General features: G+C 44.4%; 13 protein-coding genes. All 13 read right to left on the bottom strand.

All coding sequences use genetic code 11. From position 1 onward, the window contains the following. Positions 1 to 53: 53 nt before the first annotated feature. Positions 54 to 224, bottom strand: coding sequence for a hypothetical protein (locus B5G00_RS18855; RefSeq protein WP_162613474.1), 171 nt, complete (start codon positions 222 to 224; stop codon positions 54 to 56). Between the two features lie 210 nt (positions 225 to 434). Further along, positions 435 to 1,373, bottom strand: a complete 939-nt coding sequence (locus B5G00_RS03185) for a nucleoside hydrolase (RefSeq protein ID WP_087268364.1) — start codon at positions 1,371 to 1,373, stop codon at positions 435 to 437. After that, positions 1,370 to 2,164, bottom strand: a complete 795-nt coding sequence (locus tag B5G00_RS03190; protein ID WP_087268366.1) for an energy-coupling factor ABC transporter ATP-binding protein — start codon at positions 2,162 to 2,164, stop codon at positions 1,370 to 1,372. Before B5G00_RS03190 ends, B5G00_RS03185 begins: the two co-directional genes overlap by 4 nt. After that, the gene (locus B5G00_RS03195) at positions 2,164 to 3,012 is read right to left on the bottom strand and encodes an energy-coupling factor ABC transporter ATP-binding protein (RefSeq protein ID WP_087268368.1); all 849 of its coding nucleotides are present in this window, start codon (positions 3,010 to 3,012) and stop codon (positions 2,164 to 2,166) included. Before B5G00_RS03195 ends, B5G00_RS03190 begins: the two co-directional genes overlap by 1 nt. Beyond that, complete coding sequence (locus B5G00_RS03200) at positions 3,012 to 3,749, bottom strand: energy-coupling factor transporter transmembrane component T (RefSeq protein ID WP_087268371.1); 738 nt, start codon at positions 3,747 to 3,749, stop codon at positions 3,012 to 3,014. The genes B5G00_RS03195 and B5G00_RS03200 overlap by 1 nt, the downstream gene beginning before the upstream one ends. Continuing rightward, the gene (locus B5G00_RS03205; protein WP_087268374.1) at positions 3,750 to 4,352 is read right to left on the bottom strand and encodes an ECF transporter S component; all 603 of its coding nucleotides are present in this window, start codon (positions 4,350 to 4,352) and stop codon (positions 3,750 to 3,752) included. A gap of 16 nt (positions 4,353 to 4,368) precedes the next feature. Further along, positions 4,369 to 5,256, bottom strand: a complete 888-nt coding sequence (locus B5G00_RS03210) for a ribokinase (RefSeq protein WP_087268377.1) — start codon at positions 5,254 to 5,256, stop codon at positions 4,369 to 4,371. Between the two features lie 290 nt (positions 5,257 to 5,546). Continuing rightward, positions 5,547 to 5,888 (bottom strand): cyclic nucleotide-binding domain-containing protein, encoded by a 342-nt coding sequence (locus B5G00_RS03215; RefSeq protein ID WP_206423770.1) that lies wholly within the window; start codon positions 5,886 to 5,888, stop codon positions 5,547 to 5,549. 27 nt (positions 5,889 to 5,915) lie between these two features. Next, positions 5,916 to 8,372, bottom strand: a complete 2,457-nt coding sequence (locus B5G00_RS03220; protein WP_087268380.1) for a cation-translocating P-type ATPase — start codon at positions 8,370 to 8,372, stop codon at positions 5,916 to 5,918. A 131-nt stretch (positions 8,373 to 8,503) separates the two neighbouring features. Next, entirely contained in the window at positions 8,504 to 10,153 is a 1,650-nt protein-coding gene (locus B5G00_RS03225) for a DUF362 domain-containing protein (protein ID WP_242971258.1), read from the bottom strand. A gap of 45 nt (positions 10,154 to 10,198) precedes the next feature. Beyond that, positions 10,199 to 10,558 (bottom strand): Hpt domain-containing protein, encoded by a 360-nt coding sequence (locus B5G00_RS03230; protein ID WP_087268383.1) that lies wholly within the window; start codon positions 10,556 to 10,558, stop codon positions 10,199 to 10,201. 5 nt (positions 10,559 to 10,563) lie between these two features. Next, complete coding sequence (locus B5G00_RS03235; RefSeq protein WP_087268385.1) at positions 10,564 to 11,619, bottom strand: HD-GYP domain-containing protein; 1,056 nt, start codon at positions 11,617 to 11,619, stop codon at positions 10,564 to 10,566. Next, positions 11,619 to 12,578 carry a GGDEF domain-containing protein gene (locus tag B5G00_RS03240; protein ID WP_162613475.1) on the bottom strand — a complete coding sequence of 320 codons (960 nt, stop codon included), beginning with the start codon at positions 12,576 to 12,578 and terminating at the stop codon, positions 11,619 to 11,621. The genes B5G00_RS03235 and B5G00_RS03240 overlap by 1 nt, the downstream gene beginning before the upstream one ends.

A 12,578-nucleotide genomic window follows, 5' to 3' on the forward strand; every position in this document is an offset into this window, starting at 1 on the left:
CTGAAGCGAAGCAATTCCTTTGGAGATTTCGAGATTTCACTGACTTTTTCTCTTTAGGTTTCACTGACTTTTTCTTCGTACATTGTATATTTTTCTTTTGGAACTTCCAGCACCTCCATGGCCTGTTGTACTGATATGTTCATATTTTTCATCAACATTTTGATATTTGTCACCAAATTATCCTCTTGCCCTTGTTCGTAGCCTTCTTCTCTCAGCCATTTCATATGCTGTTCCTGATCATACTCGTACAAGCTCACTTTTATCACCTCTGCTCGATTCTTTCTCAGAAAATCTGCGAGAATCCCTTCTTCTATGCATTCGGTTACTGTTTTGTCTATAGAAAAATGCAAGAAATATAATGCTTTGTTTGTATTTTAGCATAAAAAAAGAGAACTTGCTATTGCAGTTTCTCTTTTTCTATATCTTCTTCCCCCTTAACAGACCTCTTTATGGTCCAGCTGTTCCAGAGCTGCAAACAGCAGTTCTGCAAATCTCTGCCGGTCAACCTGATCAAGGACCAGCACGTTTTTCTTTTCCCCGCAGGTCAGACGCCTGTCTGCATAGGTCAGTCCTCTGGCTCTGCCTTCTTCTGTTATTACATTGATATGTTCATATGTGCCGGAAAACATGTCCGGTTCCAGAAGATAGGCAACAGCACAGAGATCATGAATGGGGCTTTCCGTAAATCCAAATTGTTTTCCTGTTTCATGGTAAAAACTGAGCAATTCATAGGCAAGCCGGCTGACTCTTCCTTTCTCCTTCAGACTTTCTATCTGTTCTACAGACACAGTAGCCTTTTCTGTCACATCCAGACCTGCCATAACAACAGGCAGTCCAGAGGCAAATACGATCTGTGCGGCTTCCGGGTCTGCGTAAATATTAAACTCTGCCAGGGCTGTACGATTTCCGTGGTGGATTCCTCCTCCCATCATACTGATACAGGAAATCTTTTCCTTTACCTGAGGAAAGGTTTTCAGCAGCAGGGCAATATTCGTAAGAGGAGCCAAAGCTGCAATCGTCACTTTTTCCGGGCTTTCCATGATCTTCTCATACAGAAATGTCACTCCATTGTCAGAGGCAAGAGGATATTCTTTCTTTTTAAAATACGGACCGTCCATACCACTATCCCCATGAGCCTCAGGGGCCGGTGACAGGGTTTTCACCAAAGGCCCCTCCTGTCCTGGGGCCAAAGGAATTTCCTCATGGATAAAATTCAGGATATTTCCTGCGTTTTTCGTCACTTTCTCAAGGGTCTGGTTTCCTCCCACGGTAGTAATTCCCAAAATTTTCAGTTCTTCTTTATGGGCACAGGCTGTTAAGATGGCAAGGGCATCGTCATGTCCAGGATCACAGTCGATCAAAAGATATTTCATAGATCCACCTCCAGCAATTCGTCGATGGTCAGGATATCCCTGTATCCCAGAAGATTTGCAAGCTGACACAGGTATGGCTGTTTTAAGCTGCTGAATCTGAGCAGTTCCTCGTCCCAGAAAATTTCTCTGGGGCCTCCGTCTCTTCTTACCTTTTTCTCTGCCATAACGATGACTCTCTTAAAATACTTCACTACAAACTCCATATCATGAGTAATGGTAATAACAATTTTATTCTTTTCTGCCAGCTTATGGACGATATCTCCCAGAAGCTGTATAGAGGCCCGGTCCTGTCCTGCAGTAGGTTCGTCCAGGATCACCACCTTGGGATCCATAGCCACGATAGCTGCGATTGTGATAAATTTTCTTTTGGAATAGGGAAGGTTATAAGGATGTTCCTCCAAGTCTTCCTCAAGGCCGCACAGTCTGGCAGCCTCCAGATCCCTTCTCTTTACTTCTTCATGGCTCATTTTTTGTTTTACCAATCCATATGCGATTTCTTTGTAAATGGATTCCTGGAAGATCTGGTCATCAGGATTCTGAAACACATATCCTACTTTTCTTGCAATGGAAGCAGTGGTCTTATTTTCTGTTGACTCTCCTTCCACCAGGATTTCTCCCTTTGACGGACGCAGAAGGCCGTTCATCAGCTTCACAGTTGTAGTTTTTCCAGCTCCGTTCTGACCAATGATCGCTGCCGCTTCCCCTTCCTTAAATGCCATGCTTACGTCTTCTACCGCTGTATATCCGTTGGGATATACATAGCTTACATTCTTCAGTTCCAGATATGCCATCAGTTCCGGCCTCCCTTCTTCAATATCTTATAAGCCTGTTCTACAGTGAGAGGAATCTTCCCTTTTTCTCCTGTTTTCTTTCTTCTTTCCAGGAAATACAGCACTACCTGAGGAAGCTGGCCTCCATAGGTCAGGACTTTAGGGTCGGTAAGGACCTCTTCTGTCTCTCCTATCATCCCGATCTCACCGCCGCTTATCAAGAGTATATGGTCGCAGTATTCTGCGATCAGATCAATCTTATGTTCTACCAGGATAATTGTCTTGCCCTGCTCTTTCAAAAGCTGTATAATTTCAAAAATCTCTTCTGTACTTTGAGGATCCAGCTGAGAGGTAGGCTCATCTAAGATCACGATCTCCGGATCCAGGGCGATCATTGAGGCCAGAGCCACTCTTTGCTTCTGTCCTCCTGAAAGCTGAAAAGGATTCTTATCTTTCAGCTTCTCCAGGTGAAAGATTTGGATGAGTTTCTCCACTCTATCGATCATCTCATCCCTTGGAACGCCTATGTTCTCCATTCCGTAGGCCAGTTCTTCATAAACGGTTTCCTTTACTCCCGATATCTGTGTAAAGGGATTCTGAAAAGAATACCCCACAACAGAAGCCAGTTCGCCGTCACCATAGGATTCGATCTTTTTCCCCTTTATTTCTACTTCGCCTTCCAGTTCTCCTCTGTATATTTCAGGAATAAAGCCCCGGATAATATTGCAGATACTTGTTTTCCCTGACTCATTGGCTCCTATAAGCCCCCATACCTGTCCCTTTTCAATCTCAAAGGATACATTTTTTATGACCTGGTTTTCTTCCAGAGGATACCGGTAACTCACATTTTTTAATGAAATCACTGCCATTACATAACCCTCCATAGGATATAAGCGATAAATCCTGCAATACACAAAATGTCCAGAATGTAATCTGCTGTTTTCTTTTTCATTTCATAAATCGAAGTTTTTTTCGTTCTTGTAGAAAATGCCCTGGATTCCAGTGCCAGCACTCTCTCCTCGGTCTGCTGTATAGAAGAAAGCACCAAAGGTCCCAGCATAGGCACGAAAGCTTTTGCTCTGATCAGCATATTTCCTTCCGTTTCTATGCCCCTGGACTTCTGGGCATCTGTAATCGTCTTTGAAAGGGCAGACATCTGAGGAATCAGCTGGATTGTTGAAGAGATCAAAAAAGTCACTTTTTTAGGTACACCAGATCTTTCCAAGGCATAAGTAATATCCTTGATATTCGTTACCTGAAAAAAGCAGATGACCAGAGAACTGATCGCCACAATTTTAGATGTCATGCTCAGGCTGTCATTAAGCCCTGTCTGAGAAAAATGCAGGAACCCCCAAATTGGCTGGGCATCTTCATTGCTTATAATGAATACCTGAATAGCAAAAATAAAAAGAATAATGATAAAAATGGATTTAAAAAATGTTCCAAGAAACTGCTTTCCGGTGCCGGCGCATAAACTGATCAGGACCACAAGAGGGAAGATCAGATACTGCATTACATAACCCGGTGTAAAAATGCTGAAAATCACCAGCAGAAGCATTACTTCAAATTTAGTGGAAGGATATAATTTACCGATGCTGCTGTTCATTTATTTTACCCCCTTCTTTTTAATATAAGGCATACCGTAGTTCAGCTTTACAAGGAACCTGTCCGGAATCCTTCTGACAATGATATAGCTGACTGCAAAGTTTATGATCGTGTTAAAGGTTCCGGAAATCAGATTTGTGGAGATAACCGCAGTCCAAAGAGCCTGTCCGGTGGCCAGAAAGGCCGCTGTAACCAGATCGGTACCTGCCCCCGTCACTCCTCCGAAGAGAAAAGTAGATACCACTCCGGAAGCCATGGCCGTAGCTACGTTGATAATGGCACATCCCACTACAATGCCGATAATATTCGTGAACCATTTCCATTTAGACATGAATCCGCAGAAAAGGCCCAATACCATGGAAACAAAAGCAAATCCAAAGGAAACCGGGTTCAGCATTCCATTTACTACATTTCCCAGAAGGCCTGTAACCAGCCCTACCCAGGGACCTGCGATCATAGAAACCAGCATAGTCCCTATCTGGTCTACAAAGATCGGCAGTTTCAAAATTGTTGACAGCTGATACCCGACTACGCTGAGAGAAACTCCCACAGGAATCAGCAAAAGCGCCAACAGTGAAAAATCATATTTTATTCCTCTTTTCATAATTTTTTTCCTCTCTTTATTTGTCCAGGATTTCTTTCAGAAAAGGAATGGCATCAGCAGCCCCTTTTCTGGATACAGTCACTGCAGCCGCCTTAGAAGCTGTATCTAAGGCCTCTTTTGGAGATCTTCCCCTGATGATCTCTGCAAAATAATATCCGGTAAAAGTGTCTCCCGCCCCAGTAGTATCTACCGTCTCTGTTTTATAGCAGGGCACTTTGCAGTAGGTTTCCCCCGTCGTGCACATGGCCCCTTCTTCCCCTAAAGTCAACACCACTTTAAGGTCAGGATATTTTTCTTTAAAATATTCCAATACTTTCTCAGGCTGATTTTCTCCTGTAATCTGACAGGCTTCTACTTCATTCAAAATCATCCAGGATAGTTTCTGCAGTCCACACTCCATAAGGGACGGTTCATAGGGAGAGGGATTCAGCACGATTTCCATGTTCTTCTTCCACGCTGCGTCAATGAGATAGGAGAGGCCATTGATCTCATTTTGAAGGATCAGATAGTCCCCCTCTTGAAAGTCTTTCAGTACCTGATCCATCTCCTCTTCCCTATGCATCTTATTCGTTCCGCCGAATACCAGGATGGAATTCTGTCCTTTTTCGTCCACCTGTATAACAGCATGGCCTCCCGGACTGTCCTCTTTCATCAAGTATCTGGTGTCTATCCCGTATTTTTCACAGGCATCTCTGAGAGACTGACCGTCTGTCCCGATTTTCCCTGCCAGATACGTCTCTGCCCCTGCCTTTGCAAAGGCCACGGCCTGATTCAGGCCCTTTCCTCCGCTGGATATATGGAGCGTTTCTGCCGCTGCAGTCTCTCCCGGTCCGGGAAAATGTTTTACCTGATAAACGTAATCCAGGTTTAATGATCCATAAACCAGCACTTTTCTTTTTGTCATATTGTATGTATTTCTCTCCTTCCTCTTTATTTTTTTTATTAGTTTTGACTGTATTATACAAAGGATCCTCTGCTTTCCAAAGGTCACCTGTCCTTTTCTCTTTTTTTGCATATTTCGCACAAAAAACAGGGCTAAAGCCCTTGGCTTCGCCCTGTTTTTTCAACATTATAGATAAAGACTGTCCAGCATCTGGTGATACTGGATATCGGATACTATGATCTTTTTCTTACTGGAGCCGATTTCTCCACTCTCTTTGAGTTTCTGCAGATTTCGTCCTACTGTTCTTACGCTTACACTTCTGCCTCTATACGCAGCAGCTTCACTTTTGTAGTGCTTACAATCGTGGCAATATATCTGTCTTTCCTGGCCAGAATTTCCAGCAGTCCTATGCTCCCGTTCTGTTTGTCCAGTTGGAAATAGCTGTATTCATTGCCGTCCGCATACTCCCTGATTCCTGTTACTGTACCCTCCAGGATAAAATATATCCAATGGGGAAATTCTCCTCTGGAAACAATCATACATCTGGCATCCAATTCCAGGCATTCTCCTTTTTTTCTCAGTTCTTTCGGAAGAACTGAATAATTAAACACTGTCTCCTGCCGGTACTTCTCCCATAATTTCTGCAAAGACATTACGCCACCTCTTTACAATCTCCATTACTATTCTCTCTGCAATACATCTTTTACAGACTTGAGTTTCTTCTTATACTGCTCCCTGTCTCCGTACAGTCTCTGGATAAACTCATTAAACTTTGTCAGATACCGGAGAATAGGCTCTGTGGCAATAGAGAATACCACAAAAAGCATTACACATTTGGTAGACATAGAAGAAATGCCAAAAAGTCCCGGGAACAGAATACAGCTTGCCAGAAATCCGACAATGCATCCGATGCAGATTGCCAGACGCAGGGAATTCAGAGGCTTGCATATCTTAAACAGGATCATAAAGCCTACGATTGCCAAAAGCATAGTAGCCGCTGTAGACAGGTCTTCGCCTCCCACACCGAACGTCCGGCTAAAAATAGCAAGGGCCGCTACTACCAACACATCGGTCAGTCCTGCAGGCAGAGCCTTTAGCAGCACATTTTGTAAAAACCGCCCCTTGATCACATTCTTGTTTGGCTGGAGAGACAGGAAAAATCCCGGTATGCCAATAGTAAACATACTGATCAGGGAAATCTGGGAAGGTCCCAGAGGATAAGTAAACACGAATATGATAGAAACCAGCGACAGCAGGAAAGAGAAAATATTCTTTACCAGGAACAGACTGGCAGACTGCTGTATGTTGTTTACCACTCTTCTTCCTTCGGCCACCACTTCTGGCATCTTGGAAAAATCTGATTCCAGAAGAACTACCTGGGCAGCCTGCATAGCAGCTTCACTTCCTGATGCCATGGCTACGCTGCAGTCCGCATCTTTTAAAGCCAGAACGTCGTTTACGCCGTCCCCGGTCATAGCCACAGTCTTCCCCTTTCTCTGAAGGGCACGGACCAGCTGTCTCTTCTGCTCAGGAAGCACTCTTCCAAATACTGTATAATTCAGAGCAGCCTCTTCCAGCTCTTCTTTTGTCTTCAGAGTCCGGGCATCCACATATCGTTCTGCTCCAGCTATGCCCGCCTGTCTGGCAGTTTCCGATACCGTCAGCGGGTTGTCTCCGGAAATTACCTTGACCTCCACTCCCTGGCGGTTGAAATATGCAAAAGTCTCCGGCGCCTCCTCCCGGATCCGGTTCATCAGAAGAATCAGAGCCCAGGGCTCCACTTCCCCCTGCAGCTTCTTTCCATTCAGCTCTTCTTCATATTTTCCAAAAATCAGAGCTCTGTATCCTTTTGAAGAATATTCTTCAATCTTTTCCCTGTAATTCTCATAGGAATTTCCCAGAACAAATTCCGGGGCGCCCAATACAAAATTACCAGATTCAAATACAACGCCGCTGTATTTATTGGCAGAAGAAAAGGATACGATCTTCAGAGGTTTTTCCCCTCTGTATTCCGTAAAATACTGTTTCAGCGCTGCCATGGTGCTGTTGTCCTCTCCCATAGCCTGAACAAAGTCTGAGAGAAGCCCCTTCACATTGTCCATATCCTGCTCTTCATCCAGAAGCACAATATTCTGGACGCTCATAGCATTCTCTGTGATGGTTCCGGTCTTGTCCACACAAAGAACATTTACTCGGGCAAGAGTCTCAATACTTTTCATATCATGAAGCAGCACCTTATTCATAGCCAGACGGATACTGCTTACAGCCAGTGCCACTGTTGTCAGCAGGTACAGACCTTCCGGTATCATACCGATCACTGCAGCTACCATGGAAATAATACTTCCCTGAAATCCTTCATGGCTGATAAAGAATCCCTGGATAAAAAGAATGATTCCAATAGGGATCAGGGCAATACCCACCCCTTTCACCAGTTTGTCCAGGGAACGGATCATTTCTGACTGTTCCTCGTCTTTCATGGCCTTTGCCTTTAAAGTCAGTTTGGAAATATAGGATTCATCTCCCACTTTCTCCAGCCGGGCATAGCATTTACCGGAAACAATAAAGCTTCCTGACATCAGGGAATCTCCCTCTTTTTTTAGAATTTCCTCAGATTCTCCCGTAAGAAGAGATTCATTTACCCGAACTTCTCCAGAACATACTACAGCATCTGCACATATCTGATTTCCGGTCTTAAAGATTACAATGTCATCCCGTACCAGAAGAGCAGAATCTATGGAACGGATCTTTCCCTCCCGGACCACATCGGTCTTAGGCGCATTCAGCATGTTCATCTTTTCCAAGACATTCTTCGCCCGAATCTCCTGAAAAATACCGATCACTGTGTTCAGAATAACTACTGGCAAAAAGGTCAAATCCCGGAAAGAACCTGATAGACAGACCAGCACTCCCAAAACTGCAAATATCAGGTTGAAATAGGTAAATACATTCTTCTTTACAATATCTTTTGTACTTAAACTGACACTGCCGACCTCTTCGTTGCTCCAGCCTGCTGCCGCCCGTTCTTCTGCCTGCTCTCTTGTGAGTCCGTATAAATAATCCGCCTTTACAGGCTCTATGGGAAATTTAATCTTCTTCTCATCAGGCGGATTCTTCTCCGGCTTCTGTCGTCTTATCATGTACGCTGTATTTCACCTTTCTTTCTCTGCGCTTATGCCTTTCAAGGCAAAACATAGTTTAATGATAACACAAAAAAAGAAGGGTCTCAATTGTGTACACAATAATTTCATTTCTTTTAATATTTTTTTTATTAAAGTTTTAAAATCTTCAGCTGATCCCCTGCCATCTTCTTTCTCATCTTCCAGCTCATCTTTGGAAGGGGCCAGGGAATGAAGTCTTTATTCTTATATTTTTCCGCCGCTTTCGGCACAGGATAAATCTCATCTACATGGCGGCTGGGACAGTCGATCCAGATTCCCTGAAGGCATAAAGCTGTCCTTTTTAAGACCATTCCTACAGCATCCAGGCCAAAAGTTAGAAAGTAGTGGTTTTTTACAGACAGCAGCGGAAAAGGCACTTTCATAGCTGCTGTAGCTGCCAGCATACAGGCAGAAGGGCTGCAGCAGCCGGGACTTCTGTAAGAAGCCACATCTTTCAGCACTTCCCCGCAATTTCCTACGGTAAGGATGGGCATATCCAGTTCTCGCACTTTCTCTTCCGTATAAGGCTTTCCCTCTCGGTCAAACCACCACTTCTGTTCTCCTATGGGAACGCCAGAACCAATGAGCACAGCAATGGCCCTTTCCCTGTTCTTCTTTGTGGAGTAAACAATGTATTCAAATCCTGAGCGTACCGCAGCCAGGCATCCGCCCCGGCAGGCTCCTTCCAGTTTCCTGGCTATCTCAGGGGTTACTTTATATGGGTCCTGAATCTTTGGCGCCTGAGGCAGGTCATGACCTGCCAGAACAAGGACATTAGGAAAATGCTTATGGAATGTATCTCCCAACAGGCTGGCATCCGCAGGCCGGAAATGAAAGACTGGCACCTCTCCATCCACTTGAGCTTCACCATGAGAAAACCCTCTTTTTTCTACCTCCTGGAAAAGGGGAATCTCATCTGGGTCAAAGCCCATAATCCTGCATCCTACCCTATCCGTGGCCACAGGGTCCTTTCCTGCAATGAGCAGACGGCAGTCCACTGGATCCACCGGGGCCGGAGTATTTCCCTCACCCCCTACCAAACCATCGATCAGTGTCAAATCCGGTTTCAAAATATACAGCATATCTGCAAGCTTCTCGTCAATCCGATAGCTATGGTTCCGCTCTCTGAGTGCATAGGGTATCACCCCCATAGCATTCTTAAACCCAAGAGTCACTCTTGTATAGAGATTGGTTTTCAGCTTTGGCACAGAGATATAAAAATCCTTTCCTTCTACCACTCCCACAAAAGGAAAAGGAATCATGATCTCCTTCATAACCTTTGCCTTAGGAAGAAGATATCTGCGCACCGGACAAGTCTCCAAAGTGACCAGACCTGTCTTTCTGAAACGGGCAATCCTGTCCATGCCGCTTATCCGAAAACTGGTGGCTGTAGGCATAGGCTTTCCGGAAGATTCTGCAATCAGGATGTCCTTATGGTATTTCTGTACCCATTCCACTACCGCATCCATCACTCTCGGATCTGTAGACTCCGGATAATCATCCTCATACATTCCGCTCTTATGATATACAGACACCAGGTTCGGCTTGATGACCACTCGTCTGCTCTTTTCCATCTTTTGACGAAAACCTGTTTTTTCTTCCAGGGCATCCAGGGTTTCAAACACCATATTCCGGATTGCCTGTATGTCCGGACGCTGAAAATAGCTTTTCTTTCCATAGTCTTTTGGCAGAGATACATAATCTTCTCTAAGAGAAATTCCCTCATCCATCCTGCGAACCACTACCGTAAGATCACTCATCTCCCACTGTTCTCCTTTTCTTTCTTATATTCCGCTGTCCGCAGCTCAGGGCAGTGTCTCTTCTATCGCTTCCTTTACTCTGCCATAAACAGCTGATACTTTCTCCATCATGTCTGCTCCTTCCTGAATATTTCCTTCCCGGAAAAATTCCGTCTGCACAGACACAAGTTTATACAGTTCGTCCATGGAAAGATTTCCACAGACCCCCTTCAAAGTATGGGCACAACGAAAGGCTTCTTCCACATCTTGCTTTTTTACAGCCTCTGCCAGACCGGCAAAATTTGTATCCTGGAGAAATTTCCCCAGGAATTTCAGGAAAAGTCCTTCATTTCCCATAAACCGGCTGATGCCGGTATCTACATTGATCCCAGCGTCCATAAGACGCTGTCTCATATTATTTTCCATTTTATTCACACTTTCTGCTGATTTAAAACCCTCTCCAGGGAATCCAGCACTTCCGGGTTAAAAGCACCGCATTCACCTTTAAATATCATTTCCAGAGCCTCCGCAGCAGGGATTGCCGGCTTATAGACTCTCTTATTTGTCAGTGCATCAAAAACATCTGCAACAGACACTACCTGAGACCATACTGTGATCTGGCTGCCTTTCAGTCCGTCAGGATATCCACCTCCGTCCCACCTTTCATGATGATGACGGCAGATATCGTAGGCATACTGGTACAGCCGGTTGTTTTTATGCTGCGGGATCTGTTCCAGCACCTGGCATCCCATGATCGTATGAGTCTTCATGGTTTCAAATTCTTCGGAAGTCAGTCTCCCTGGTTTGTTCAAAATCAAGTCGCTGATAGCAATCTTTCCTACATCATGAAGGATAGATGCCTGAGATATCTCCTGAATCTCTCTGTCCGAAAAATCGTATTCCTCTTTCCCTGTCTTTCTCAGTTCATCAAGAAGAAGTTCCGTCAAATGGCGGATTCTCTTTACATGCTCCCCAGACTCTCCACTCCTGAATTCAATTGCAGTGGAAAGACTCTCGATAATAGAATAGTTCAGATTTGCAATCTCCTGCTCCTGTCTGCGGAGTTTCTGTCCCTGAAGTTCCACCACATGGCTGAGTCTTTCTCTTGCAGAAAAGAGTTCCATAACACTTTCTACCCTTCGCCTTACAAAATAAGGAACAATAGGTTTTTCTATAATGTCCATGGCTCCCAGCTGGTATCCCCAGCTCATACTCTCTTCCGAGGTATTTGCTGTAATAAGAAATACCGGGATCTTATCCATCAGCCCCATCTCAGCCATCTTCTCCATTACCTGAAACCCGTCCATTACTGGCATCACAATATCCAGAAGCACTGCTGCTATGTTATTTCTCTGTCTTTCAAGAATCTGTATAGCTTCCAGCCCGTTTTCCGCTTCCAACGTCTTATTTCTGTCAGCAAATATCTGGCTTAGGATTGCTCGGTTGATCTCCATGTCGTCTACAATTAAAATGTCTTTTTTCTCCATTAGTCCTCCTGGATCAGATATCCTTTTCCTCCTCTGCGCTTTACTTTATACATGATCTTATCTGCTGTCTGATAAAGTTCCGTAAATGTTCTCTTCCTGCTGCTGAAAATTCCTCCCCAGGACAGAGAGGAAGAAATACGGGAAAAATTTTCCTGCATATTTTTGTTATAGTCCTCGATAATTTTTTTCAGTTTCTCTTCAATTGCCTGGCGGTTTTTACAGGGATAGATAAAAGTAACGATCTCGTCCCCTCCCAGCCGGAAGACCACATCTGTATCTCTGAATGATCTGCGGATCTTATCTGCCACATATTTTAAGACCATATCTCCTTTCAGATGACCATATACATCATTGACCGCTTTAAAATTGTCAATGTCCATCAAAAGGAAAATATATTCCCCTCCATTATCCAGGGCCTGGCTGATCAGAACTTCCCCGGCCTTTCGGTTATATAACCCGGTAAGCGAATCCCTGGAAGATTCCTCCAGATGTCTGTACAGTGACTCAATAAATGGACTTGAAGTATCTGGATACAGTTTCCGCAGGGCTTCCCCCCTCTCTGCCCAGTTCTTCATCTCCGACAGATGGATAAGGCCGAGTTTATAGCTTCCGCCCTCTTTCTGGACTCCCACAGTAATTCCCCACCAAGAAAGATTCAGCTTCTCTCCATCCATATCCATGTAGGTCTCCAGTTCACAGTAGCAGATCCAATTTCCCTCTCCAATAGCCTTTTCCTGATAAGCGTTTATTCTATAAGCAGCAGATGCAGAATCTACTGCTATATGGGACTCCAGCAGCTTTCCAAAATCCTCTCTGTTAAATGCCGGAGCCTGTCCCTGAAGCCCTATGCAGTAAACATCTTCCGTAGTCATTTCCAGTATGGACTCTCTGTCACGTTTTAAAAAATATCCCTCCAAAAAGCGGAGTAACGTCTCGTAAACAAAACTTTTCTCTGCCAA

The organism is Blautia sp. An46 (assembly GCF_002161645.1).
Taxonomy (GTDB): Bacteria; Bacillota; Clostridia; order Lachnospirales; family Lachnospiraceae; genus Blautia; species Blautia ornithocaccae.

Excerpts from the sequence above, each read along its gene's own strand:
- B5G00_RS03200 (WP_087268371.1), bottom strand. The coding sequence starts at position 3,749 with ATGAACAGCAGCATCGGTAAATTATATCCTTCCACTAAATTTGAAGTA.
- B5G00_RS03205 (WP_087268374.1), bottom strand. The coding sequence starts at position 4,352 with ATGAAAAGAGGAATAAAATATGATTTTTCACTGTTGGCGCTTTTGCTG.
- B5G00_RS03230 (WP_087268383.1), bottom strand. The coding sequence starts at position 10,558 with ATGGAAAATAATATGAGACAGCGTCTTATGGACGCTGGGATCAATGTA.
- B5G00_RS03190 (WP_087268366.1), bottom strand. The coding sequence starts at position 2,164 with ATGGCATATCTGGAACTGAAGAATGTAAGCTATGTATATCCCAACGGA.
- B5G00_RS03215 (WP_206423770.1), bottom strand. The coding sequence starts at position 5,888 with ATGTCTTTGCAGAAATTATGGGAGAAGTACCGGCAGGAGACAGTGTTT.
- B5G00_RS18855 (WP_162613474.1), bottom strand. The coding sequence starts at position 224 with ATGAAATGGCTGAGAGAAGAAGGCTACGAACAAGGGCAAGAGGATAAT.
- B5G00_RS03210 (WP_087268377.1), bottom strand. The coding sequence starts at position 5,256 with ATGACAAAAAGAAAAGTGCTGGTTTATGGATCATTAAACCTGGATTAC.
- B5G00_RS03185 (WP_087268364.1), bottom strand. The coding sequence starts at position 1,373 with ATGAAATATCTTTTGATCGACTGTGATCCTGGACATGACGATGCCCTT.
- B5G00_RS03225 (WP_242971258.1), bottom strand. The coding sequence starts at position 10,153 with ATGAGTGATCTTACGGTAGTGGTTCGCAGGATGGATGAGGGAATTTCT.
- B5G00_RS03235 (WP_087268385.1), bottom strand. The coding sequence starts at position 11,619 with ATGGAGAAAAAAGACATTTTAATTGTAGACGACATGGAGATCAACCGA.
- B5G00_RS03195 (WP_087268368.1), bottom strand. The coding sequence starts at position 3,012 with ATGGCAGTGATTTCATTAAAAAATGTGAGTTACCGGTATCCTCTGGAA.
- B5G00_RS03220 (WP_087268380.1), bottom strand. The coding sequence starts at position 8,372 with ATGATAAGACGACAGAAGCCGGAGAAGAATCCGCCTGATGAGAAGAAG.